The sequence below is a fragment of the Flindersiella endophytica genome, assembly GCF_054779015.1.
Genome location: NZ_BAAGYY010000043.1, coordinates 151,877 through 175,931 on the forward strand (window position 1 = coordinate 151,877; position 24,055 = coordinate 175,931).

The window sequence follows — 24,055 nt, forward strand, 5'->3', positions numbered from 1 at the left end:
GAATCCGTTTCAGCGTAGGGACGATGACGCAGGCTCGGCCGGCGGAAGGAGCTGGTAGAGCCTGCCTTCGCCGGGCCCGAGACCTACCTGGAACGACCGTCCCGACGTAAGCGGGATCCTCTGATACGTGCGGGTCGCGGGATCGAACACCGCGACGGTCGACACGGCCGCGCCGACCGTGAGGCTGGTCGAGCCGGCGGCACTGCGCGAGCGGTTCGCCACCAGCAGCCAGCGCTCTGACGTGGTGCCGTCCTGCTTGAACTGCCCGAGGATCACCGGGTTCCCGGACACGGCCTGCAGGTAGCTCGTCGGCGCGAACGCCACGGCGCCCAGCGGGAGCGGCGAGTCGTTCGCGTGCACGACCGATTCACTTGTCCTGTGCTTGAGCTCCCGCCCCACCGGTTGCAGGTAGTTCCGGTTGAGGTCTCCAGTATCGTAGTAGAGCTGTGTCCTGCGCCCGGCCTTGTCGATCAGTGCGGTGCCGAACTCGAAGTCCGGCCGGTTGACCGGCGTCCAGTAGGTGAAGTACTTGATTCCCTTGCATCCGTAGGCGAGTGAGACGTTGATCTGCCACGCCAGCTCCGCGCGAGTCGGTCGTTTGAGGTTCCAGTGGTCGACCACCTGGAGGTACACCCAGGTCGGGAGGCCGGCGGCCAGCCCGGCGTTGCGGACGCGCATGTGGTTGAGGAAGTACGTCGCCCGGAGGGTTCCGTCGGTGAACAACGGATAGTGGTCGAACGAAACGAACGCCGGGTCGACCTGCGCGATGAACCGGGACAGGTGCTCCCGGTAGGCCGCATCGGCGTTGGCGTTGTAGACCGGTACCAGGTTGAAATGGCTGAGGTACCGCGGTGGGTTTTCCTTCAGCACATCGGCGATCATCCGCAGCCGCGGATAGTGCACGGGATTCGGCTCATCCGCGATCCGGAAGCCCGCGAACGCGGGATAGGCCTGATACTGCTCCAGCGTGCGCAGGATGTTGTCTCGCCAGCCAGGGCAGGGTACGGCGTTCGAGATCCGGCTCCCGTCGACGGGCAACGCCCGCAGCCCCGCACCGGCGGCGCTACGGAGCATGGCGTCGTTGGCCGGCATGTCGACGACGTCGTTGCCGCCGAGGACCAGGTTGATCCCGCACTCGGCGATCTCGTCGTATCTCGCCTGCGTTGTCTCCGCCTGTGGCGGTGGCCAGAAGAAGCCGATCGGGTAGATCTCGTCGCTCAGGATGTCCGGGACCGTTCCCGCCGCCGGCGCCGCCGCCTCGAATCCGGCGGACGACGCGGCCGAGGCGGACGAGGCGGACGAGGCCCCGCGTTCCGACAACAGGGTGGTCAGCGGATCCGGCACCGCCACGGCGCCCGCGGCCGCCACCGTCAGACCCAGCAGATGCCGCCGGTCGATCCGGCCCGACGCCTGCCGGAAGGTGCGTTCGTGTCCAGTCATCGGTTGCTCCACGAGGCCGCGGTAGGTGCGGAGGTGAACTGTTCGTCGCCCATGCGCTCCCACGCGCTCCATTGGCCGCCGCCGAGGTGGTAGCGCTGCCAGACGCGATGGTCGGTGCCGAGGGCGAAGAGGTTGAGAGTGCCTGGGGCGTGAGTGGCCGCGGCGGGCGCTTCGGTGAAGGTCTGGGCGCCGTCGAAGGCGTACCAGCCGCTCCAGCCACCGCCACCGAAGCGGTACCAGTTGTGCCAGATCTTGTCGTCCGTACCACGGGCGAACACCTCGAGGTGGGTGGAGTCCCACGACACCGCCGCCGGACCGGAGGCGAAGGTGTTGCTGCCAAGGGCCGCCCAGGCGCTCCACGTGCCACTGCCCAGGTGGTGACGTTCGTAGATCCGGCCGTCGCTGCCCTTGGCGAAGACGTGGAGACGGTCTGGCGCATACGAGACCGCGGCCGGCGCTTCGGCGAAGGTCTGGGCGCCGTCGAAGGCGTACCAGCCGCTCCAGCCACCGCCACCGAAGCGGTACCAGTTGTGCCAGATCTTGTCGTCCCTGCCGCGGACGAACATCTCGAAGTGACTGTCGCTCCACGACGCGGCCGCCGGTGCGGAACTGAACTGCTGGGTGCCGAGAGTCGTCCAGTTGCTCCAGCCGGCTCCGAGGTATCCGGAGTTGACGAACGACCGGTCGATGACGCGACCGTCGTTTCCGAGGACGCCCAGGTGCAGGATGCCCGCGCCATGGGAGGCGACGCCTGCCGCGGAAGCCACGTTGCCCTGCAAGCTCTCCCAGCACGTCCAGGGATTCCCAGCGGTCCACCAGCGGTGGTACAGCTGATTGTCGGTGCCCCTGGCGAACAGGTCCAGCGTGGGTTGGTCGTTGGTCCGAGTCGGTGGCGCAGCCGCCGCGGCGATTGGTGCCGTCCGGCAGCTCGCCGCTGCCTCCCGGGCCGGCCCGGAGAACCCGGCCGCCGCCGCGATCGCGGTGAGCACCAGCAACAGAGCGATCCATCTCTTCATGAGCGGTTCCCTATGTCGGCACCACTGGACAAGATGCTCGAACCACATCGTGTTCAGGCCGAGAGGGCTTGTCAATATTTTTGGATAAAGGCGAACGAGCCGGAAATTAGTACCAGCCGTTGTCAGCCGGTGTATCGGCGGGTCATCGTCCACGTGTTGTGGTCATCGCGGCGTTGATACGTGAGCTCGTGCACGGCCGCGCGGGCGAGGGCGAGGCCTCGGCCTGACTCGCTGAGTGGCTCGGCGGTGGTGGCCGTGCCTGGGTCGGGGGCCTGCTTCGTGCTGGTGTCGGTGAGGACGGCGCCGAGGTGATCCGGATGGACGTCGAGGCGGAGCTGCCATTCGACTTCGCCGGGTGGTTGTCCGTGTTCGATGACGTTGCCCGCGATCTCGATCACCGCGGTCTCGACGAGGGAGAGGTCGATCGGGGGGATACGGGGATGGTCGACCGCCACGCGCTCGAAGAGCTGGTGGAGGAGCTCGAGGCTCTGGGGAACCGCGAACGCGTCAAGTGCGTACTCACCAGGCATCGACGGCGCTCTGTACCTGGTCGTAGGGCCGGAGAATCCTGTCGAGCTTGGTGAGATCGAGGGCGGCCCGGACCTGTTCGGTGGGCGCGGCGATACGCAGGTCGCCGCCGGACTGTCTGGTGTGCTTGAGGCCCCCGATGAGCACGCCGAGGCCGGAGGAGTCGATGAAACCGGTTTCGGCGAGGTCGATCACGATGTGGTTGTGGCCGGCGGCGACGGTTTCGTCGATGAACGCCTTGAGCTGCAGCGCGGTGACCATGGTGAGCCGCCCTTTGCATCCGACTACCGCCGTGGTCGGGTTGACGATCTGCTTGGTCAGGTCCATCAGGCCTCCAGCTTCAGCGAACGTTCGGGTGCCTGGTAACGCGCGGCTTGGAAGACCACGCTGAGGATCACGAGGTTGTAGACCGACCAGACGAGGTTGACCGAAACGCCGAGCGCGCTGGCGTTACCGGTCAGCAGCCGGGCCACACCCGCCACGCAGGCCACGACGAGCAGCGCGATCGCGACGAGCTGGGGCAGGATCGACCGCCAGGCGAAACCTTGGTAGTGCTGCCGGGTCTTGGGCGTGACGGCGAAGCCGAGCGGCCTGCCGAACCAGACGTTGGCCGCGGCGGTGACACACGCCTGGATCCACAGCGGGAACAGGGCGACGCTGTACTGGTGGCCGCGCCAGGTCCTGAACCCATATCCGACGACGAGGAACAACAGCTGGTTGACGACGAAGTACGGCACGAAGTGAGCGATGAACTCGATACCGAACGAGCGGACCGGGAGAACGCCGAAGCACAGATAGATCACCGGCGCCGCGAGGAAGACCACCGTGGCGAACCCGGACAGGTAGGTCCAGATCGTCGTGAGGTACATCAGGCGCTGCGGCCAGGTCAGGCCGGGCAACGTGAGCGGACTCTGCTGGAGTGCGATCTGGATGGTCCCCTGCGCCCATCGCAGCCGTTGCCGGAGCATGGTGCGCAGGTCTTCCGGAGCGAGACCGTCGGCGAGAATTTCGGGATGGTAGACGGAGGCCCAGCCCTGGGCGTGCAGCCGCATGCTGGTGGCCATGTCCTCGGTGACGGACGCCGTGGTCACCGGCATCACCGGATGGGCCTCGCCCGCCCGGTCGATGTTGAGGTCGGTGACGAGCTTCTGGACGGCCTCGACCGCGCCGAGCGGTGACCAGTCGCGGGTGGCGAGTCGCTCCATGGCCTGGTCGTCGACGACCGGCATGCCCAGCTGGTCGTCGATGTCGATCGCTGACTCGCCGAGGGCTTCGAGGTCGGCACGGATCGCCGCCAGGTCCTCCGCGACGATCGTCTGCGCCACGGTGTCGACGCGGCGCTGGAACTCATAGGTCAGCTCGGCGACCGGATCGCCGTCGGCCAGGCGGGTACGAGCGTGGGCGACGGCCGTACGGACGTGCGCGATCGCGGTGCGGGTGGCAGGGCCGTCCTCGGCCGCCGCGGCCGCCCGCCGCAGGATCCGGTCGGCGGTGCCCAGCGTCTGCCGGACGGCGCGGTCGACCTCGCGGACGTAGCCCACGACGCCGAGCTCCATGATCGCCTCACGCCGCAGGACGCCGTTGGAGCCGCAGAAGAACGCGGCGTTCCACCCGTCCTTGCCCTGCTGGATCGGTCCGTAGAACAGACGGGCCTGGCTGCCCAGCGGATCCGACTCGGTGACGTTGTCGAACCACTGTGGTGTCTGCACGAACGCGACCTTCGGGTCGTCGAAGTAGCCCAGCGTCCGGTCGAGGATCCGCGGGTACGGAACCTGGTCGGCGTCGAGGATCAGCATGAACTCGCCGTTGGTCATGAGCAGCGCGTTGTTCAGGTTGCCCGCCTTGGCGTGCCGTGGCTTGCCGACCCAGTCCTGGCTGCGCACGATGTAGCCGATACCGAGCCGATCGGCCAGCTCGCGCATCTCTGCTCGTGCGCCGTCGTCGAGGATCCAGGTCTGGTGGGGGTAGGCGATCCGGCAGGCGGCGTTGGCCGTCGTCTCGACGAGTTCGACCGGTTCGTTGTAGGTGGTGACGAAGACATCGACCGTCAGGCCCGCGGGCGGGTCCGGCGGCTCGCCGCGGTGCTTGACCCGCCAGACGGTCAGTCCGAACAGGAACGCGTCGATCAGCGTGTAGGTCTCGGCGACAACGAGTGGGACGGCGATCCACCAGTTCGGCCAGTTGACCGAGAACAGCCATCGCCAGCCGACATAGAAGGTCCCGAGCGTCACCGAGAGTGCGGCGAGAACGCGGATGACCTGCCGGCGCATCGTTGCCTATCCCGCCCGCCGCAGCACCAGCACGGTCACGTCGTCGGTCGCCGGGCGCCTGGTCGCATGCCAGGCGATCAGGTCGACGAGCTCCTGCGCGCTGGTCGTGTCGCCGCAGGCCGCGGCCGCGGCGCCCAGGGCGTCCTCCGATTTCGGGAACAGCTCGAGATAGCCGTCGCTGACGCAGATCAAGGTGTCGCCGGGGTCGAGGTGCTCCTCCTGCGTCACGAACGCGTCGTCTGTGACGCCGAGCGGGAGCCCGCCCGCGCTGAGCCGCCGTTGACCGCCGTCCCTGCCGACGATCTGGGTCAGCCCGTGCCCGGCGTCGACGTAGAACAGCCGATGGCGGACGATGTCGAGCCTGGCGTAGAACAGCGTGACGAACGACGAGGCCTCGGAGAAGTCCGACTCCAGCCCGCGCGCCGCGATCTCCATCGCCGATCCCAGGTCGCCGACGTGCCACAGGCCCTTGAGCATGGCGCGTACGCCCGCGGCCGTGATCGCCGCCGGCAGGCCCTTGCCCATCGCGTCCCCGATGACGAACTGCAGTCGGTTACCGGTCAGCTGCCAGTCGAAGAAGTCGCCGCCGACCTCCCCGGCGGACAGGCAGACACCGGCCAGGTCGTATCCGCGCAGCCGCGGCGTCTGCCTGGGATACAGGCTCTGCTGCAGGGCGCTGGCACGCCTGAGCTCGTCCTCGATGGTGAGCTCCTTCTCCACCCAGGCGGCCAGGTCGGTCAGCAACGCGGCATCGGCGGTGGAGAACTGCCGTGGGTGGAGGTCGGCCAGGCACAACGTCCCCACCCTGAACTCGCCGCGGACGGTCAGGGGGTGTCCGGCGTAGAAGCGCAGGCCGGCCAGGACGGCGGCCGGATGCTCCCGGAACCTGTCGTCGGCGAAGGTGTCCGGGATGATCAGTGGGCCGGGCTGCTGGATCGTGAGGTCGCAGAACGTCGACTGCCGCGGCACTTCCGTTCGGCTGAAGCCCACCTTCGCCTTGTACCACTGGCGGGTGTCGTCGAGCAGCGTGACGGCGGCCAGCGGTACGCCGAACAGCCGCTGCGCGAGCCGAACCACCCGATCGAAGCGCGGTTCGGGCGGAGTATCCAGCACGTGCAGCGCATCCAGCGCCTCCAGGCGCTCGGCTTCCTTCACAGCCACGGTTCCACCCCTCGGCAGGCTCGGTCTGGAGGTCCTCTACCCACCTCGGCCACTCGGATATGCAATCCGATCTTGACGCGAAGGGCTCAGGTGGTCAGCCCGGCCTTGAACGCGTTCAGCGAGGCCTGGGAGCTTTCGATCCGCCAGTCGGTTTCCTTGTTGTAGTTGAACCACGTGAAGCCACGAATCTCCAGGTGCTGGTTGAGCGTGGCGAACATGTCGGTGATCCAGGCGGCCTTGTCGCCGTCGGTCTCGGTGCAGGCCGTCTCGCCGATGTAGAGAGGTTTGCTGGTGAGGCCGCGGACCGTTGTGATGCCGGACTGGAAGATCTGCCAGAACGACTGCCACGAACCACCCGGCAGCAGAGTGGACCAGTTGTAGCCGTCGAGCGCGACGTGGGTGACGTAGGAGTCACCCGGATAGAGGGCCGGCAGGGGTGTCGAGCCGGGATAGGGAACGTTGGGCGACCAGCGCCACTGCACGTTCGTGGCCCGCTCGGCGGTGAAGATGCCGTGGACGTGCCTCCAGGCCGCGATGTAGTCGCCAGGCCCGTTGTTGTTGACCTGTTCCGACCAGGGATACCAGTTGCCGTTCATCTCGTGGGCGAAGCGGATCAGCACTGTCCTGGCGTAGGTGCGGATCTGCTGCGCCCACTTGCGGATGTAGGGGTCAAAGGCGCCGCTGGTGATGCGGTCGAGCGTGTACGCCGGCTGGAAGGTGCCCTCAGCCGGGTCCCAGGGCTCCCAGACGACCTCCGGCAGCGAGCCGTTGAGGGCGACCTGGTTGGCCTGAGAAGCGGGGAAGTCGCTGTTGAGCGTCCAGGCGGTGTACCACGAGGCGATACGTGGTTTCTTGCCGACCTTGGCGGCCAGGTTGTTGAGCTCGGTGAGGTCGCCCGGCAGCCCGGGCACGGCGGCACAGAACCAGGTCGTCGACGGGAGCGCGGCTACTTCGTCCGCGCCCTCCGAGGCGAACGCGGGCTGAGCCGGCTTGGACAGGAAGAAAGGAGTGGACGCCAACAGCGTGAGCGCACGTCGCCGGGACAACAGGCCGCCCACGCGATCTTCGGCAGAAGTGCCCATGATCATCTCCGCAAGTGGATTCCTGCGATACCGCCAGAACGGCACCAAACTATCACGATGAGCACCTTCGGCACTACTGAAAGTTATGTTGCGGAAGGACCGTTCGGCGGTACCCGGAAGACGTTCGTGCCATGGCTCCGCATCGGATCCGGGCTGAGACTGAACGTGCACCAAGCAGTTCCGTTCAGCCCCGAGGAGTTCGGCATGCAGCCGGTCCGTCGCCACCACAGAATCCTTGCCGTCGCCGGCCTGTCCGTGCTCGGCGTCGCTGCCATGCTGCCCGCCGCGCGCGCAGACGTCCCGATCGCCGACATCACGGGCTTCCGCGCGCAGAACCTCAGTGTCGCCTCGATCGGCTGCCAGAGCGTTCCGGTCACCATGACCGTGTCGATCGACCCGAGCGTCTGGTACCTCGACGTCAGCACCTCCATCTACCGGGGAACCACTCGCATCGGCCACCAGTGGTTCCAGCCGAACGCCGTCACCAACTGGCACTGGTGCCCCAAGGTCGAAGGCCTCGGCGTCTTCCGGGTCGGGCCGTCGGACGTCCTGGCCTACACCGACACCGACACGGTGAACGCCAGCGACGCCACGTCCACCACCGTGAGCATCAAGGCCCGGACGACCATGACCATCTCCACCGCGCGGTCCGGCAAGTACGTCACCGTCACCGCACGGCCGCGCTACTACAGCGTCAACTCCGGCGCCTACACGAAATGGACAGGCGCCACCGTCGGCTTCCAGTACCGGCTGCCCGGAACGACCACCTGGAAGTCCGCGGGCACGGCCACCTCCAACAGCACCTACGGCATCGCGACGAAGAAGGTCTACGCGTCGTCGAGCCGCTACTGGCGGGCGGTCGTCTCCCAGAGCACGACGAAGTGGTCGGCGACCTCGGCACAGGCCAGCCGCTGAGCCCTTCGTCAGCGTCGCGGACCTCGGTCGCGAGGATGGATGTGGCATGACGTTCCATATTCGCTCCGGCCGCGGTTTCCTTGGCCTCGGCCATTGACCGTTCGGCGCGCTCAATTTAGAGTCGCCGACATGGAATGGCGTGCCATATCAAGCCCTCGGCCGGCGAGGCCGGCGTGATCGCCGTGTGGAGTGCGGGCGCGCCGTTCCTCGCCGAGGCCGTGCGCTGCCTCGACGAACAGGACGTGCCCTACCACGTGCTCGGTGACGAGCCGACCGGCCGCGACTTCGCCCTCGCGGCAGCTGCGCGCGTGCTGATCGTGGGCGGTTGTCCGGTCACCCGCGAAGTGCTGCGCCGGTTGCCCAGGCTCGAGCTTCTGGTGCGGGCCGGCGTCGGTGTCGACAAGATCGACCTGGAGGCGGCGACCGAGCAAGGCATCGTGGTCACGAACATCACCGACTACTGCGTCGAGGAGGTCGCCGACCACACGTTGCTCCTGCTGCTCGCCGCCGCCAGACGCCTCCCCTCCTTCGCCCGGCAGGGCGCGGGCGACTGGGCCGATGTCTCCTACGCCGCGCCGGTACGCCGGTTGAGCGGGCGGACCTGCGGGCTGATCGGTCTCGGCACGATCGGTTCGGCCGTGGCCGGACGGGTCGCGGCGCTCGGCATGTCCGTCATCGCGCACGATCCGGGGGTGCCGCCGGAACGGTTCGCCGCCGCCGGCGCTCACCCGGTGTCGTTCGAGCAGATCCTCGAGTGCAGCGACGTGATCAGCCTGCACATCCCCTCGACACCGGAGAACCGGCATCTGCTGGACGAGATGGCGTTCGGCCGGATGCGCCGGGCACCCGTGATCGTCAACACCGCCCGCGGCTCGCTCGTCGACACCCAGGCGCTGGAACGTGCACTGGAATCCGGTCGGATCTCCGGCGCCGGCCTCGACGTACTCGACGAGGAGCCAGACGTCGTCGGCCAGACCTCGTTGCCGGACCGGGAGGACGTCATCATCACGCCGCACGTCGCGTGGTACTCCGAGGACGCGAGAGCGCAGCTCGGGCGCAGCGCGGTCGAGATCGCCCTGGAGTTCGAACGCACGGGTGACGTGAGTGCGGAGCGCCGCGTCCTCAATCCCGAGGCGGCCCGCTCGCCGCTACGCGAACGAAGGTGAGGGATCACCATGACGCTCCTCGACGACACCTCGGAACCGCCGGCGTTCCCGATGACCAGGGAGACCCCGCTGGACCCGCCGGCTGGGTACCGCCGGGCCCGGGAAGCCGGCGGGGTCGTCAGGGTCAGGCTGTGGGACGGCAGGGTCGCCTGGCTGGTCACCGGCTACGCCGAGGTGAGGTCGTTGCTGAGCGACCCGCGGATCAGCGCCGACCGCGGCCACCGCGGGTTCCCGTTCCCGAGCCCGGGACGCGCCACGCTGGAACGATCCGGCCGGACGTTCATCACCATGGACGATCTCGACCACCGCCGGCTTCGCCGGGTCTTCACCCGGTACTTCTCGGTCAAGCGGGTCGAGGCCTTCCGCCCGATCGTCACCGAGGTCGTCGACGACCTGATCACCGGCATCGAGGAGGCCGGTCCGCCGGTCGACCTCGTTACCCAGCTGGCGTGTGAGGTCCCCGCCCGGACGATCTGCCGGGTGCTCGGTCTCCCTCTCGAGGACCGGTTCCACCTCCAGGAACTCGACAACGAACGGAACACCCTGGGCACGTCACCCGAGGCCGTTCAGCTGGCCACCGACAAGATGCTGGCCTACGTCGACCGCCTCATCGCCGAGAAGCGGCAGCATCCCGACGACGGCATGATCAGCGCGCTCGTACACGAGCAACTCGCCAATCAGGCCCTCACCCACGACGAGCTCGTTCCCGCCATCCGGCTGCTGATCACCGCCGGCCACGAGACCACGACCAACATGATCGGCCTCGGCGTCCTCGCGTTCCTGCGTAATCCGGAGCAGCTCGCGTTGCTTCGCGCGGACCCGTCCCTGCTGCCGGGTGCGGTCGAGGAACTGCTGCGCTACATCAGCGTCTTCCACATCTCACCGACCCGGGTCGCCACCGACACCATCGAGATCGCCGGCCAGGTCATCGCGGCCGGAGACGGCGTGATCCCGGTCGCCGCCGGCGCCAACCGCGACGAGGCCGCCTTCCCCGACCCCGACACCTTCGACATCCGCCGCCAGGCGCGACACCACGTCGCGTTCGGATACGGCGTGCACCAGTGCCTCGGCCAGGCCCTGGCACGGCTCGAGCTGCAGGTCGTGTTCGACACGCTGTTCCGGCGGCTCCCCACCCTGCGACTCGCCGTACCCGCCGACCAGCTCACCATCAGGGAGTACGCCTTCCTCAGCCTGGCGGAGCTCCCCGTCACCTGGGACCCGTCCTCGCCTCGGTGGACGTGACCGCGGGCGGTGCCTATTCTGTGATCGGCCAGGTCCTGGCGGACGCGCCGACGACGTTCGCCGGGTTCGTGGCCGAGGACGAGCGCGGTTTCCCAGCACAGGAAGGCCGATGATGGCTGTCCAGCGGGTGGTCGAGACCAACGGCATCCACCTGAACGTCGCCGAGCAGGGCGAGGGACCCGTGGTGTTGTTGTGCCACGGTTTCCCGGAGTCGTCGTACTCCTGGCGGCATCAGATCGCAGCGCTCGCCGAGGCGGGCTTCCGTGCCGTGGCTCCCGACATGCGTGGCTACGGCCGGAGCGACCAGCCGGAGGCGATCGACCAGTACACCCTCTTCCACCTGGTGGGCGACATGGTGGGCCTGCTCGACGCGCTCGAGGCACAGACAGCGGTGATCGTCGGCCACGACTGGGGCGCGGCAGTGGCATGGCACGCGGCACTGTTACGGCCCGATCGCTTCCGCGCGGTCGCCGGTCTCAGCGTGCCGTTCCGGCCGCGCGGAAGCACGCGCCCGACCGACGCGATGCCGAGGACCGAGGACGCGCAGTTCTACCAGCTCTACTTCCAGGAGCCCGGCGTTGCCGAAGCCGAGCTGGAACGCGACGTCCGCAACTCGGTGCGGGCCATGTTCTTCGGCGCGTCCGGCGACGCGCCGCGCGGCGACGCCGAGACCGGCGCCGGAGTCGGCCCGGACCTGAGCATGGTGCCCTACGGCGCGGGATTCCTGCGCGGCGGCAAGGCGCCGGATGTGCTGCCCGGCTGGCTGACCGAGAACGACATCGACGCCTACACCTCCGAGTTCGAGCGCACGGGCTTTCGCGGAGCTCTCAACTGGTACCGCAACATCGACCGCAACTGGGAGCTGCTGGCGCCGTTCGCCGGGGCCAAGGTGACCGTTCCCGCGCTCTACCTCGCGGGCGACCGCGATCTCGTGGTCGGGTTCGCCGGCATGGATCGGTTACTGGCCGGCTTCAAGCTCTTCGTGCCTGCCATCCGGGACGTACGCCTGCTGCCGGGTTGCGGCCACTGGACCCAGCAGGAGCGGCCGGCCGAGGTCAACGCCGCGCTCGTCGACTTCCTCACCGACCTGCCGGACTGATGGTGTATGAGCGCACGGGTCCACCTGTTGTGTGGCTTGGTAGGGGCGGGTAAGACGACCTGTGCGCGGCGGCTGGCGGCTGACCTGCCGGCGGTCCGATTCAGCCCGGACGAGTGGATGCTCCGGCAGCTTCTGACGTGGGCGTGCGGTCCGATCCGGCACGCCGGGTGAAAGATGGCTGACATGGCTGAGACGACGGTGGCCGAGGTGATGGCCGAGCTGGCCGGGCTCGAGGATCCGAAGGTACGTGCCGTGAACGAGAAGCACGGTGACGATCACGGCGTCAACCTCGGCAAGCTGCGCGCGATCGCGAAGCGGCTGAAGACCCAGCACGAGCTCGCGGGCAGGCTCTGGCCGACCGGCGATACGGCAGCGAGACTGCTGGCGATCCTGATCTGCCGCCCGAAGGCGTTCGAGCGCGACGAGCTGGACGCCATGCTGCGCGACGCCCGCATACCCAAGGTGCACGACTGGCTGGTCGCCTACGTGGTGAAGAAGAGCCCGCACTCCGAACAGCTGCGCCTGACCTGGTTCGCCGATCCGGATCCGGTGGTGGCGAGCGCCGGCTGGGCGCTGACCACCGAGCGGGTGGCGAAGCAGCCCGAGGCACTCGACCTCGCAGGACTGCTCGACGTCATCGAGGCGGAGCTGAAGGACGCCCCGGATCGCCTGCAATGGGCGATGAACCACTGCCTGGCCCAGATCGGCATCGAGCACCCCGAGCTCCGCGGCCGGGCGATCGGCATCGGCGAGCGGCTGGAGGTGCTCAAGGACTACCCCACTCCCCCAGGCTGCACCTCTCCGTTCGCGCCGGTCTGGATCGCCGAGATGGTGCGCCGACAGGCGGGGTAACGGCCGTTCACAGGAATGGCCGCACCTCGAGCCTGCGGTTGCAGGCCTTCGAGCCCTCGGCGGCCAGCGCGAGTGCCGCGTCCAGGTCGGGCGCCTCGATGATCCAGAGACCTGCGATGAACTCCTTCGTCTCCACGAACGGCCCGTCGGTGAAGATCGGGGTTCCGTCCCGGTTGTCGATGACGGTGGACGTGGTGGGCTCGGCGAGACCTCCGGCGAACACCCAGTTTCCGTCCGCCCGCATCCGGTCGTCGAGCACCGTGATGGCGGCCTGCTCGTCCGGGGTGGCGTCGTTGGCCTGGTCGTGGATCACCGAAAGCAGGTACTGCATGTCGCATCATCTCCTGTGGTTCGCCACGCCTGTCGCGGGCGGGTTCTCATTCTGCAACGAACCTCGGACTCGGCGCCGGGACGGCGCGGGAAAGTCACCGGTGCTCTGTGGGCTGCTTTCGGAGACGGATCACGTCGACGAACGACTCGGCGTCGACGACCGGAAGCATCCAGCGGTCTCGGCCGGCTTGGAGAAACACGACCCGGGTGCCGGCTCGAACCCGGGCGGGATAGTGCATGCCCGGCAGCTCGATCTCGGCCGGTGCGTCCAGAGTCCGCACCTGGTGCACATGCATCTGCTCGAGGGACACACTGGTGCGCTGGGTGCGGTTGACCAGGCTTGCCCGATAGTTGTTCTGGGACGTCCGGTACAACGTCAAGTCGTGCTTGCCGACGAGCGCGACGGCTGACGTGCCGGCCAGGCGAAAGGGGAGTTCGAGCCGGGACGCCGCGAGCTGGGACGGCTCTGCCCGCAGTGCATAGGCGCGTAGTCCGTACGCCGCCAACAGGATCAGGAGCGGAACACCGGCGGCGCAGGCGAACGCCGGCAGCACCGCCGTCCCGGGAGGCCGGCCGCCGGCGGCGCTCGCCGACAGGCCGGCCGCCGCGCCGGTCGCGAGCCCAGCGGGTATGCCGGCATAGGATCCGGCGACCGCCCAACGGTGCGGCCGCCACCATGCGCTGCGCAGCTGCCACAGGCACAGGCCGAGGACGGCGAGCGGTACGACCAGAGCGATCGGGCTGTACCGCACCGCTCCGATGCCGCCGACGGTGAGGAGCATGGCTGCCGGCACCAGTTGCAGCACGGCCACGAGCACCTGCGCCAGACGCACCCGCCGGGCGTACTCCGTGACGCTCTTCGACACGTACCGAACGTACCCCTCCTGGGATTGGACGAATGAGACCGAAGCCCGGCGAGCAACCTGACCGACGTTCGAGCGTGTCAGCAATGTGAACATCGACAAGGCGAGGGTGATGGAAAGCGCCTCGGGCCGAACAGACGAGGCCGGCCTGACCGAGCTGTTTCGGCAGAGACAGCTCGAGCTGGTTCGGCTTGCGCTGTTCTTCGTGGGCGACCGAGCGACCGCCGAGGACGTGGTACAGGACGTCTTCACTCGGGTGTGCTCGCGGTGGGAACGGATCGGCGACCGCGAGAACGCGCTGCCGTACATCCGTTCGGCCGTGATCAACACCTGCCGATCCGTTCTACGCAAGCGGGCTGTGATCCGCCGCTTCGGCACCGAGCCCGACCAGCCACCGGTGTGGTCGGCAGAGGCGGAGGTGGTGCTCGGCGAAGAACGCCGTGCGGTGCTGCGGGCGCTCGCCGCACTGCCGATCCGGCGCAAGCAGGTGCTCGTTCTGCGCTACTACTTCGACCTCAGCGAGGAGGAGATCGCTCGCACGCTGCGGATCAGCCGCGGCACCGTCAAGTCGACCGCTGCCCGAGCGCTGGCCTCGCTCGCCAAGACCCTGGGAGACCAATCATGAACGCTACTGAGAACCGGCTCCGCGAAGCACTGGACGGCGCGGCGCGAACGGTGCAGCCGGACGACCTCCGTCCGCTCGAGACCGGCCGGGCCCCGTCCCGGTTTGGGCGGCGGGTGTTGATCGCCGCCACCGCCTCCGGGCTGGCTGTGGCCGCCGCCGGTGTGGTGCTCTGGCCGACGCCTTCCGACCTGGCTTCGGCGTGGTCGGCCGCGCCGCAGAGAGCCGACCCGGACCTCGTTGCCGAGCTGGGCGAACACTGTCTGAGCATGGACGAAATCTTGCCGGCCGATCACCGCGAACAACCGGTGATCGTCGACCTGCGAGGCAACAGCGCGGTGGTGATCGTCGATCTGCGGGCCAGCCGCTCGGCGGCGCGGGGTCAGGCCGGTCCGTACGCCCTCTCCTGCAGCTTCCTCGGTATCGACCGGTCGGCGGGCGTCCTGAAGTTCGTCGCCGCCAACGCGGGCTTGATCGACTACCCCATCGAGCCGGTCGGCGACTCGGTGTTCACCGTCGAGAGCATGAGCAGATCGGGCGCCGAAGGTGACGCGTTGAGCGAGATCTCCGGCCAGGCCGGGCCGACAGTCGACCACCTGGTCGTCACGCTCGACGACGGGACCGAGCTGCAGGCGACTGTCCAGGACGGGTGGTACGTCGCGTGGTGGCCGGAGCGGTCCAGGGGACTGCTCCCGTGGAAGCTGAGCCAGTCCCGGCGGATGCCGACGCTGGTCCGCGCGTACGACGCGAGCGGGAAGCTGCTGAAGCAGCTCGTCCCGGAAGGGGTTCCTGGCAGATAAGGGACGTTTGAACGGGGCTGCGGCCCGCCGGCGCGGGGCCGGCGGGCCGCAGGTGTGGAGCTGTGCCTACTCGCAGTTGACGATCGTGTCACCAACATCGGCGGTGCAGGTGTCGGTGTTCTGGCCGCCGTTCACCTGGTCGTTGCCGTTCACGTTGTCGACGCCGTCCAGCGTGTCGTTCCCGTTCTCGCCGAGAAGCTGGTCGGCGCCGGCTCCGCCGGACAGGCGGTCGATGCCGTCTCCGCCGCTGAGCCGGTTGGCCAACGTGCTGCCGATCAGAGTGTCGCCCGCGTTGCCGCCGACCACGTTCTCCACAGTGTCCGGGACGTTGTCGTTCTCACCAGCGGCACCGTCGCCGGGCCCGAAGCTGAGGTTGACGGTCACCGGGACGACCCGGCCCGCGTACCGCACGGTGTCGATACCGGTACCGCCGAAGATGAGGTCGTTGTCGGGCACCGTGCCGACCGGGCCTGGCCCGCCGAGCAGGGTGTCGTTGCCCGGACCACCGTCCAGCGAGTCCGTCCCGCCGGCGCCGTCCAACGTGTCGTTGCCCGGACCGCCGAAGAACAGCGCGCTGCCGTTGTCGCCGGCCATCGTGTCGTTGTTCTGGCCGCCGACGAACTGGGTGATGTTGATCAGCGTGTCGTTCTCACCGGCCGCGCCGTCGTTGGCGATGCCGTCCAAGGTGATCGAGATCGGTACGGTCCTCGAGGAGTAGATGACGCCACCGCCGAGGAAGCCGCCGTCGATCACATCGGCTCCGTCGTTCACGGTGTCGGACGACACGAAGAAGTCGGTGCCGTCGCCGCCGTTCATCCGGTCCGCGCCGGGGCCACCGTCGAGCGTGTCGTTGCTGCCGTTGCCGAACAGCCGGTCGTCGCCGGCGCCGCCGAGCAGGCGGTCGCCGTTGCTGCCGCCGGTGAGTGTGTCGCTGCCCGCGTCACCGGTGACGAGGTTGGTTCCGGGGGCGTCCCCGGTGACGACAGAATCGTCGCCCGCACCGGCGTGGATCACACCCCCGAGCGGGCCGCGGACGACCACGGTGTCATCGAGGTCACCGGTGCTGATGTCCAGCCGCGGGTTGCTGATCAGGACGCAGTTGACCTCATGATCACTGACGGCCGTGCAGTCGTCGCCGGGGATCACGATGTCCCCGGTGTCGGCCACCGTCAGCACGGTGGCGGTCGGTGTGTCGGTCTCGGCGACCGTGATCTCGTTGATCCGGCCGTCCGCGGCGAGTATCGAGTACCCGTTGTTCAGGTCGCGCTGGACCACCGTGCCCGTGTCCGCGAGCGCCGCGGGCGCCATCGCCATGACGGCCGCACCAAGGACGGCCGCTGCCGCTCCGGACAGCCAGGTCCGTGCGCTGTGTTCCCCCATTACTCGTTCTCCCATGCCTGTGATGTGTGTTTCCGAACGGAAAGGACGGTCGCTGGCGGCGATGGGCAAACGATTGACAACCGATGGGCGGCCGGCGGAAACCGCTGGCGAGGCGACATCGGGAGGGCTTGATCCACCCTAAGGTCAGTCCGACTCCTCGAAGTCCTCGAAGATCTGGTCGAGGACGTACATCGCCGCGGCCAGGTCGGCGCCGCCGGACTCCAGTGCGCCCGCGCACGCGCCGAGCGTCTTCCACAAAGCCCAGCCGCGACCGCGGGCCCACGTGTCGGGATCGACCGAGAGCGTGTCGCGGAAGGCCTTGCGGCTCTCGCCCGTAAGCAGCGTCCACGCGATCGCGAGGTCGCAGGCGGGATCACCGACACCGCACGTACCGAAGTCGATGACGGCCGCGAGCCTGCCGTCGCGTACCAGCAGGTTGCCCTCCGCCACGTCGCCGTGGAGCCACACCGGCCGCCTGTCCCAGGTGGGCAGCAACGCACGCCGCCAGATCTCGCGCGCCACGCCGGTCCTGATCCGCCCGTCCAGCGCCTCGAGGGCGTCCTGCGCCAGCCCGCCGTACGTCGCGACCGGGCCGCCCCGGTACCAGTTGTGCAGGCCGGGCGCCGGACCGCCGGCGGGAGAGATCTGCCGTAGCGCGATCAGGAACTCCGCCAGCCCGGTGGCAAACGAGGTCAGGTCCGCGATGTTGCCCAGGCTGGCGGGCTCACCGTCGAGCCATCGGTACACCGACCACTGGTACGGATAGCCCTCGCCGGGTACACCCATGGCCAGCGGAACGGGTACGGGCAACGGAAGCCGCGGCGCGAGGACCGGCAGCCACCGATGCTCCTTCTCGACCGCCAGCGCGTAGGACTCGGCACTCGGTAGGCGTACCGACAGCTCGGACCCCAGATGGAACGTCCGGTTGTCCCAGCCCTCCTCGGCGACCGGCCGGACGGGCAGGCCGGCCCACTGCGGGAACTGCGCGGCGACCAGGCGCCGGACCACATCTGTTGGGACGTCGATCCGGGTCGGCACGGGACCGAGGTCGGGTACGGCGGTTTCGTCGTCTGCCACGCGAGCAGAGTCTGTGCGACCGCCTCCCGGCAGGCAACCGAATATCTCGGTTCGGGCCGCAGGTCAGCGCCTGGTGCGCGGCACGATCCGCGCGTTCGGCAGCGGCGGTGCCGGGAGCCGGTGACCGGCGTAGCCCTCCACGCGGCCGAAGCGGTCCGACTCCCGCTCCCACGCCTCCCGGAACGCGACGATCTCGTCGTGGCTTCGGCCGACGAAGTTCCACCACATCACGATGCCCTCCTCGAACGGCGCACCGCCGAGCAGCAGAACCCGCGCCGGCTCGCCGCCGGGGTTGGCCAGGGTGAGGCTGGGCGCGCCGGGGCCGGCGTAGCCGAGCGAAGCCCGTTCCAGCCGCGTTCCGGCGAGCGTCACCGTCCCGGTGTCGACCAGGACGCCGTGCTCGTGGTCGCTCGCCACGGGCAGCGAGAGCGTCGCGCCCGGCTCCAGCACGATCTCCGCGCCGAGCAGCGGCGTGAACGTGGGTACCGGCGACCGCTCCCCCGCGAGCTCGCCGAGGAACACCCTTGCCGCGGCCTCGGTGCCGAGCCTGACCTGCGGCGGTGCGTAGTGCTGGAAGTCGCGTGCCGTGTCGCGGTGCGCGTCCGGCAGCGCGACCCACAGCTGCACGCCGTGCAGGACAGTGGTGTCCGGCGTCGAGACCTCGGAGTGGCAGATGCCGTGGCCGCCGGTCATGAGGTTCAACTCGCCGGGGCGTACGAAGGCGTGCGTGCCCAGGCTGTCGCGGTGCTCCACCTCGCCGGCGAACAGCCAGCTCACGGTCTGCAGTCCGGTATGCGGATGCGGCGCGACGTCCATCCCGCCGGTCACCGACACGTCATTCGGGCCGTAGTGGTCGGCGAAGCACCACGCGCCAACCAGCGACCGCTTGCGCTGCGGCAACGTCCGCCGGACGGCCATCGCACGCGGGCCTCCGAGGGGTACGTCGCGGGCGGTCAGCACCTCGACCTCGGCGGCGCCGGGCTCACCACCCCGGCACGCCAGCTCGACGGGAGCCGTTTCCGCGTTGCTCACGCCCTTATCCTCCCCGGCCCGGCAACCCCCAAGCCGCGTGCCTGGCCCGGGCGGCCGGCGACTCAGCTCCACCACCTCGCCGCCGCCACGCTCACCGACGTGACCCGCACGCCGCGCCAGCGCCCGACCGGCTGTCCTGCTGCACCACCTCGCCGAGGCCACTCGCCAACGCGACCCCGCTCGGGTGGCTCTCGGAACGCACATTGAGCCAGCGGTTCCATGCCTGCTTCGGCATGTCGCCGCGGAGCTAGCTCCGCAGCGCGTGGACTCGCGCGATGGGACCGCCGGCCGCGACGCAGCGACCGGCACGGGATCGGCGGCGGCGGCTGCGGGCGGCTTGCGTGTCGTCGTCAGCTGGTCGTCCAGGGGCGGAGCTTGTCGGGGTTGCGCACTGCCCAGATGTGCCTGATCCGGCCGTCCACGATGTCGAACGCGTACACCGTCGAGACGACGCCGTTCTGCCGGCCGATCAGGCCGGGTTGGCCGTTGACCATGCTTTCCTCGAGGGTCAGGCCGGTTGCCCGCTTGGCGAAGTCGACGCAGAAGCGCGCGATCGGCTCGCCGCCCTGCAGCGGGTGGATGCCGGCGGTCGCGCGCCCGCCGGTGTCGGCGATCGCGGTCGCGTCGGGGTCGAGCAGGGCGATCAGGGCGTCGATGTCCTTGGTTTCCCAAGCCTGCTTGAAGTCTCTGACCACACCGGCCGACTGGACGCTCGTGGCCGCCGGTTGCCGGGAGTCCCGGATGCGGCGGCGCGCTGACGAGGCCAGCTGGCGGCAGGCCGCCGGCGTACGACCGACGATCTCGGCGACTTCGATGAACGGGTAGCGGAACACGTCGTGCAGGATGAACGCGACGCGCTCGGGCGGTGTCATCGACTCCAGCATGATGAGAAAGGCCATGTTGACCGACTCGTCGAGCGTGATCCGGTCGGCGGGGTCCGCGGGGTCTCCGGCGCCACCGCGGCCGCTGATCCATTCCGTCCGGCCGGGCAACGGCTCCGGGATCCACTCCCCCACGTAGCTTTCCCGCCGGACGCGCGCCGAGCCGAGCAGGTCGAGGCAGATCCGGCCGGCGACCTTCGCCAGCCAGCCGCCGGGTGCTTCGATGGCGTGCTGTTGCGGCGGCGACAGGGTGTACCAGCGCGCGTACGTCTCCTGCACGACGTCCTCCGCGTCGGCCAGCGAGCCGAGCAGCCGGTACGCGAGGTTGATCAGCTGACGCCGCTCGCTCATGATCGCGTTCAGGTCAGGATCGTTGGTGGTCATCGTCGCCGGCTCCCTCGGGATTCGCATGGGTCTCGCCCTATACGACGAGACAGCGCGCCGTTTTGTGAGACCTGACAATCCGGGTCGCTACGTCGTCGTACTGCTGTAGACCAACTCACGGAGAGGCACTCACGCCCATGTCACTGACGCGAACCGCCGGCAACAAGGCGATCCTCGGCCGCCTCGACTCCGCCATGAACAGCGGCGACGCGGAACTCATCGCCCGGATGATTGACGAAGTCTTCGCACCCGACGTACGGGTCGGCACGCCGCTGCCGCTCGAAACCACCGGAGCCGAGGCGATGAAGGAAGTCTTCGTGCGGCTGCTCCAGGCGTTCCCCGACCTGCACATCACCGTCGAGGACGTGATAGCCGAAGGAGACAAGGTGGTGTGCCGGAACACCGTGACCGGGACGCATCTCGGGGAGTACCTGGGCATCCCGGCGACCGGCAGATCCGTTACGTACAAGGAGATCATGATCCTACGCTTCGACAACGGGCGCGTCGTCGAGACGTGGGGAGTCGTCGACGTGCACGCGCAGCTGAAGCAGCTCGGCGTGCTCGGCGAGGGGTAGCTCACAACGCGGGCGAGCGAATAACCGGTGGCCGCGGCGCCGGGCCTGCTGGTTGACTGGCGCCGTGGCCGATTCGCCTGTAATCGATGCATATCTGCTCTGCGGCACTCCCCGGACCGGGAGCACGTTGCTGTGCGGCCTGCTGCGCTCCACCGGCGTCGCGGGACGGCCGGAGTCGTACTTCCGGTTGCCCAACGAGCAGGACTGGGCCGATCGCTGGCAGCTCGCCCGCGACGCCGACGGCCGGTTCGGCTACGACGACTACGTACGGGCGGCGATCGCCGACGGGAGCACGCCGAACGGCGTCTTCGGTGGCCGGGTGATGTGGGGAACGCTCGACGAGATGGTCGCGAAACTGGCTGTGGTCCACCCCGAGCTCGCGGGTGCCCGGGCGGGTTTGGACTTGCTGGAAAGGGCGTTCGGGCGCACCCGCTTCGTTCACCTGCGGCGCGACGACACGGTGGCCCAGGCGGTGTCGTGGGCGCGTGCCGAGCAGACGAAGTTCTGGCAGGACGGCGACACCGCGCTGGACGGTCGCGAGCCCCGCTACGACTTCGAGCAGATCGACCTGCTCGTACGCACGATAGAGGAGCACAACGCGGCGTGGCGGGCATGGTTCGCCGACGCGGGCGTCGAGCCCTACGTCGTCCGCTACGAAGACTTGACGGCCGACCCGGCGGCTGTGACGCGCGGCATCCTGGACTTCCTCGACCTCGTGCTGCCCGCGGGCTGCGAGCTGGTGCCGGGCCATCGCCGCCAGGCCGACCAGGTCAACGACGACTGGATCGCCCGGTATCGAGCCGCTACGGCAGGCTGACGGTGAGCGGCGCCTCGTCGGTCTTGTCGGTCAGGAAGAAGCGGCCGAGCGCTTCCTGCCGCTGGTAGGAGCCGGCGTCGTGGGCTCGTACGGACTGCCAGAACCGGTCGAGCCGCGGCCTCAGCCGGGCCGCGCGTTCACCTGTGATGTCGAGGATCTGGGCGGTGGCCTCCAGCGCGACCTGCTCCGACACGATCTCCGCGCTCTCGATCAGCGCCGACAGGTTGCCACGCTCCTGCTCGGTGAGCCTCGCACCGCGACTCAGCGCCCACGCGAGCCCGGCAACCGCCTGCTCCACCAACGCCGACGCGGCCTGCAGGTGCGCGGCCAGCTCGCCGTACTGGCTCAGCACATACGGATCGCCGGCCGCCGCCCGATCGGTGCCGTCCCTGACGGCGAGCAGTGCCCCCTCGGCGACGCCCACGTACAGGCTGACGAACCTGAGCCGCCGGCCCAGCCCGTCGACGTCGCGGCCGAGCAGCAGCGCGCCCGCCGGGTCGACCCGCGCGGTCCTCCGGACGAGGGCGTAGATGCCGGCAGGGCCACCGGCCAGGTCCTCGTCCGCCTCCGGCGGCGGACCGGGAACGACCCGGTGGAAGCTGGGCAGCAGAGCAGAGCGATGCACGAACGCCCACCGTCCTACTTCACGGGTAGGAAAACTAGGCATGATTCACGATATGAGACGTCACGCCGTGAACGTGGCCAGGAGGATGGCCGCCTCGGCTCGCCGGCAGCGGGCAGTCGTTCAACAGCGCTGAGCCGGGCGGCGGTGACCATCGCGGAATTGGGCGAACTGGCGACACTGGATGCGCTGCCGCTCCGTCCGGCTGCGATCCACCGCAGCCGATCGGCGATCTGGGACGGCAGGTCAGGTCAGGTCAGGTCAGGAAGCCTACGAGGCCGAGGATGCAGGCGAACCGCAGGAAGCGGCCGGCGAAGCCGATGACCACGAACAGTGGCAGCGGGATTCCCACCTGCCCGGCCAGCAGGGAGAGCACCGCGAACGGCGGGAAGCCGACGAACGCCGACAGGAAGAGGATCGCGCCGGCCACCAGGTCGTTGTCGCTGATGCGCCGCTGCCACTTCTCGATCGACGCCTTCCACCTCGGCGACTCGGTCTTCTTCCTGACCCATTTCCAGTTCAGCGAGCTGCGGCCCAGCAGGTAGTAGAGCACCTTGCCGACCATCTGCCCACCCGCCGCAGCGGCCGCGACCGCCCAGGCGCCGCCGGTGCCGAAGGCGGCCGCCACGCCGCCGACGTACGCCTCCGCGTTCACGAACGGGATCAGGGCGGAGACGATGCAGTAGAGGAACGTCGTCCCGAGCAGGATCATCGCGCGGTCGCATCTCTGAACGTGGCCGCGCACCCGTCAGGCACGGGCAGGCGCAGCTTCGACAGGCGTACCAGCGACCAGATCTTCAACGCCAGCAAGCCCAGCGCCACCGCCGTGCACAGCGGGACCGAACGGGTCAGCACCATCAGCAACGCGACCGCCGAGGAGTTGACGGCCTTGCCGGTCTTCGACCAGTTGGCCTGCCAGATCGGCCGGTCGACGAGATAGAAGTAGTTCGGGCTGATCAGCGGCCAGGCCAGGAACGCCAGCGACAGGAACGTGTCGACCACCGCGAACTCCAGCAGGAAGATGCCGACGGGCAGTGCCAGCGAGGAGTCCAGCCACACCAGCCCGACGTAGAAGCCGGCCGCGCACAACCGGTCGCTCACGATGTCGAACACCGCGCCCGCACGCGTCTCGGTGTTGGTCAGCCGGGCCAGCAGGCCGTCGGCCATGTCGCCGATCCAGTAGACGGCGAGAGCGACGAGCAGCAGCACCAGCGACCGGTGGTAGGCGGCACCCAGCGCGATTCCGAACGATACGACCGTACGCGCGAACGTCAGCACGGTCGCCGGCGTGATCAGGCGTTCCCGTTCGGACAGGTAGCAACCTCGGTGACCACACGCCGGAACAGTCGCAGCCGACCCTGCAGCGGTGCCTTGCGATGGAGCAGCCGACTCTGGTTCGTCGCTCATCAGCCGCCCCCTTCCTGGATGTCTCCACCCTGCCCGCGAGCATCCCGGAAGACATCACCCCGTGGACGCATACCGAGTAGGCACACTAGCAAGCAGAGCAGGCAGGACAGCCTAATGGCCGCCGGCACATCATGACCAGGAAGATCGGCCCTCCGGCAAGCTAGCCGGTCAGTTTCTCCGTGACCTGACCCGACCCCGGCATGCGCCGATAGTAGGAAACCGAACGCCGGCCACGTAGAAGAGCGGCACCATCCGGCGTCAGCCTGGCCAGGCCGGTCTGGCCCGGCACGATCATGCCGGTCTCGAGCAGCACGAGCAGGCGGGTGTGAATGTCCGGCGCGAACTGACCGCCACCGACCGGGTGAATGTCGGGCGACACACCTTCGACACCAACGGTCGCCACTCCGCCGTTGGCCACCAGCGCGAGCAGCACCCGATCCGTATACGACGTAGCCGCGTCCATCGCAACAGCATGCCTGCGGCGACCGCGTTCA

27 protein-coding genes are annotated in these 24,055 nt (G+C 68.9%); 10 read left to right on the plus strand and 17 right to left on the minus strand.

Features of this window, described 5'->3' with window-relative positions; translation table 11 throughout:
- Positions 1-9 precede the first annotated feature (9 nt).
- From ACYVF6_RS43945 to ACYVF6_RS43975, 7 genes are all read right to left on the minus strand, one after another.
- Positions 10-1,440, minus strand: a complete 1,431-nt coding sequence (locus ACYVF6_RS43945) for a hypothetical protein (RefSeq protein WP_460532314.1) — start codon at positions 1,438-1,440, stop codon at positions 10-12.
- Entirely contained in the window at positions 1,437-2,456 is a 1,020-nt protein-coding gene (locus tag ACYVF6_RS43950; protein WP_460532317.1) for a PLL family lectin, read from the minus strand. The genes ACYVF6_RS43945 and ACYVF6_RS43950 overlap by 4 nt, the downstream gene beginning before the upstream one ends.
- 122 nt (positions 2,457-2,578) lie before the next feature.
- Complete coding sequence (locus tag ACYVF6_RS43955) at positions 2,579-2,986, minus strand: ATP-binding protein (protein WP_460532320.1); 408 nt, start codon at positions 2,984-2,986, stop codon at positions 2,579-2,581.
- On the minus strand, positions 2,976-3,311 hold the full coding sequence (locus ACYVF6_RS43960; RefSeq protein WP_460532323.1) for an STAS domain-containing protein: 336 nt from the start codon (positions 3,309-3,311) through the stop codon (positions 2,976-2,978). Before ACYVF6_RS43960 ends, ACYVF6_RS43955 begins: the two co-directional genes overlap by 11 nt.
- Positions 3,311-5,254 (minus strand): glycosyltransferase family protein, encoded by a 1,944-nt coding sequence (locus ACYVF6_RS43965; RefSeq protein ID WP_460532326.1) that lies wholly within the window; start codon positions 5,252-5,254, stop codon positions 3,311-3,313. Before ACYVF6_RS43965 ends, ACYVF6_RS43960 begins: the two co-directional genes overlap by 1 nt.
- A 6-nt stretch (positions 5,255-5,260) precedes the next feature.
- On the minus strand, positions 5,261-6,415 hold the full coding sequence (locus ACYVF6_RS43970) for a PP2C family protein-serine/threonine phosphatase (protein WP_460532329.1): 1,155 nt from the start codon (positions 6,413-6,415) through the stop codon (positions 5,261-5,263).
- Between the two features lie 86 nt (positions 6,416-6,501).
- A complete protein-coding gene (locus tag ACYVF6_RS43975; RefSeq protein WP_460532332.1) occupies positions 6,502-7,497 on the minus strand; it encodes a glycoside hydrolase family 26 protein in 996 nt (331 codons plus the stop codon).
- Positions 7,498-7,554: 57 nt separating this feature from the next.
- On the opposite strand from ACYVF6_RS43975, the gene ACYVF6_RS43980 reads away from it, so the two are divergent.
- From ACYVF6_RS43980 to ACYVF6_RS44005, 6 genes are all read left to right on the plus strand, one after another.
- Positions 7,555-8,412, plus strand: coding sequence for a hypothetical protein (locus ACYVF6_RS43980; protein ID WP_460532335.1), 858 nt, complete (start codon positions 7,555-7,557; stop codon positions 8,410-8,412).
- A gap of 134 nt (positions 8,413-8,546) precedes the next feature.
- Positions 8,547-9,578, plus strand: coding sequence for a Rossmann-fold NAD(P)-binding domain-containing protein (locus tag ACYVF6_RS43985; protein WP_460532338.1), 1,032 nt, complete (start codon positions 8,547-8,549; stop codon positions 9,576-9,578).
- Positions 9,579-9,587: 9 nt separating this feature from the next.
- Complete coding sequence (locus ACYVF6_RS43990; RefSeq protein WP_460532341.1) at positions 9,588-10,820, plus strand: cytochrome P450; 1,233 nt, start codon at positions 9,588-9,590, stop codon at positions 10,818-10,820.
- A gap of 109 nt (positions 10,821-10,929) precedes the next feature.
- Positions 10,930-11,919, plus strand: coding sequence for an alpha/beta fold hydrolase (locus tag ACYVF6_RS43995; protein WP_460532344.1), 990 nt, complete (start codon positions 10,930-10,932; stop codon positions 11,917-11,919).
- A 6-nt stretch (positions 11,920-11,925) separates the two neighbouring features.
- Positions 11,926-12,090, plus strand: coding sequence for an AAA family ATPase (locus ACYVF6_RS44000; RefSeq protein ID WP_460532347.1), 165 nt, complete (start codon positions 11,926-11,928; stop codon positions 12,088-12,090).
- Between the two features lie 12 nt (positions 12,091-12,102).
- Positions 12,103-12,771: a DNA alkylation repair protein gene (locus ACYVF6_RS44005; RefSeq protein ID WP_460532350.1), complete on the plus strand. Its 669-nt coding sequence runs from the start codon at positions 12,103-12,105 to the stop codon at positions 12,769-12,771.
- A 7-nt stretch (positions 12,772-12,778) separates the two neighbouring features.
- Here ACYVF6_RS44005 and ACYVF6_RS44010 read toward each other — a convergent pair whose 3' ends face one another.
- Both ACYVF6_RS44010 and ACYVF6_RS44015 read right to left on the minus strand, forming a co-directional pair.
- Complete coding sequence (locus ACYVF6_RS44010; protein WP_460532353.1) at positions 12,779-13,102, minus strand: YciI family protein; 324 nt, start codon at positions 13,100-13,102, stop codon at positions 12,779-12,781.
- A gap of 94 nt (positions 13,103-13,196) precedes the next feature.
- Entirely contained in the window at positions 13,197-13,967 is a 771-nt protein-coding gene (locus ACYVF6_RS44015; protein WP_460532356.1) for a hypothetical protein, read from the minus strand.
- A gap of 109 nt (positions 13,968-14,076) precedes the next feature.
- On the opposite strand from ACYVF6_RS44015, the gene ACYVF6_RS44020 reads away from it, so the two are divergent.
- Both ACYVF6_RS44020 and ACYVF6_RS44025 read left to right on the plus strand, forming a co-directional pair.
- Positions 14,077-14,589, plus strand: coding sequence for an RNA polymerase sigma factor (locus tag ACYVF6_RS44020; RefSeq protein WP_460532359.1), 513 nt, complete (start codon positions 14,077-14,079; stop codon positions 14,587-14,589).
- A complete protein-coding gene (locus tag ACYVF6_RS44025; protein ID WP_460532362.1) occupies positions 14,586-15,386 on the plus strand; it encodes a hypothetical protein in 801 nt (266 codons plus the stop codon). Before ACYVF6_RS44020 ends, ACYVF6_RS44025 begins: the two co-directional genes overlap by 4 nt.
- Before the next feature lie 66 nt (positions 15,387-15,452).
- On the opposite strand, the gene ACYVF6_RS44030 is transcribed toward ACYVF6_RS44025, so the two are convergent.
- The 4 genes from ACYVF6_RS44030 to sigJ form a co-directional block, all read right to left on the minus strand.
- Positions 15,453-16,781, minus strand: coding sequence for a calcium-binding protein (locus tag ACYVF6_RS44030; RefSeq protein ID WP_460532365.1), 1,329 nt, complete (start codon positions 16,779-16,781; stop codon positions 15,453-15,455).
- 129 nt (positions 16,782-16,910) lie between these two features.
- Positions 16,911-17,843 carry an aminoglycoside phosphotransferase family protein gene (locus ACYVF6_RS44035; protein ID WP_460532368.1) on the minus strand — a complete coding sequence of 311 codons (933 nt, stop codon included), beginning with the start codon at positions 17,841-17,843 and terminating at the stop codon, positions 16,911-16,913.
- Between the two features lie 63 nt (positions 17,844-17,906).
- Entirely contained in the window at positions 17,907-18,875 is a 969-nt protein-coding gene (locus tag ACYVF6_RS44040) for a pirin family protein (RefSeq protein ID WP_460532371.1), read from the minus strand.
- 350 nt (positions 18,876-19,225) lie between these two features.
- Entirely contained in the window at positions 19,226-20,140 is a 915-nt protein-coding gene (gene sigJ, locus ACYVF6_RS44045) for a sigma-70 family RNA polymerase sigma factor family protein (RefSeq protein ID WP_460532374.1), read from the minus strand.
- A gap of 137 nt (positions 20,141-20,277) precedes the next feature.
- Here sigJ and ACYVF6_RS44050 point away from each other — a divergent pair, with 137 nt between their 5' ends.
- Together ACYVF6_RS44050 and ACYVF6_RS44055 are read left to right on the plus strand one after the other, a co-directional pair.
- Positions 20,278-20,715, plus strand: coding sequence for an ester cyclase (locus ACYVF6_RS44050; protein WP_460532377.1), 438 nt, complete (start codon positions 20,278-20,280; stop codon positions 20,713-20,715).
- 64 nt (positions 20,716-20,779) lie between these two features.
- Positions 20,780-21,532 (plus strand): Stf0 family sulfotransferase, encoded by a 753-nt coding sequence (locus tag ACYVF6_RS44055; RefSeq protein WP_460532380.1) that lies wholly within the window; start codon positions 20,780-20,782, stop codon positions 21,530-21,532.
- Here the strand turns inward: ACYVF6_RS44055 and ACYVF6_RS44060 are convergent.
- The 4 genes from ACYVF6_RS44060 to ACYVF6_RS44075 form a co-directional block, all read right to left on the minus strand.
- The gene (locus ACYVF6_RS44060) at positions 21,519-22,157 is read right to left on the minus strand and encodes an acyl-CoA dehydrogenase family protein (RefSeq protein ID WP_460532383.1); all 639 of its coding nucleotides are present in this window, start codon (positions 22,155-22,157) and stop codon (positions 21,519-21,521) included. The genes ACYVF6_RS44055 and ACYVF6_RS44060 overlap by 14 nt on opposite strands.
- A 253-nt stretch (positions 22,158-22,410) precedes the next feature.
- A complete protein-coding gene (locus ACYVF6_RS44065; protein ID WP_460532385.1) occupies positions 22,411-22,866 on the minus strand; it encodes a VTT domain-containing protein in 456 nt (151 codons plus the stop codon).
- The gene (locus tag ACYVF6_RS44070) at positions 22,863-23,561 is read right to left on the minus strand and encodes a CDP-alcohol phosphatidyltransferase family protein (protein ID WP_460532388.1); all 699 of its coding nucleotides are present in this window, start codon (positions 23,559-23,561) and stop codon (positions 22,863-22,865) included. The genes ACYVF6_RS44065 and ACYVF6_RS44070 overlap by 4 nt, the downstream gene beginning before the upstream one ends.
- 160 nt (positions 23,562-23,721) lie before the next feature.
- The gene (locus ACYVF6_RS44075; protein WP_460532391.1) at positions 23,722-24,024 is read right to left on the minus strand and encodes a hypothetical protein; all 303 of its coding nucleotides are present in this window, start codon (positions 24,022-24,024) and stop codon (positions 23,722-23,724) included.
- Between the last annotated feature and the right edge of the window lie 31 nt (positions 24,025-24,055).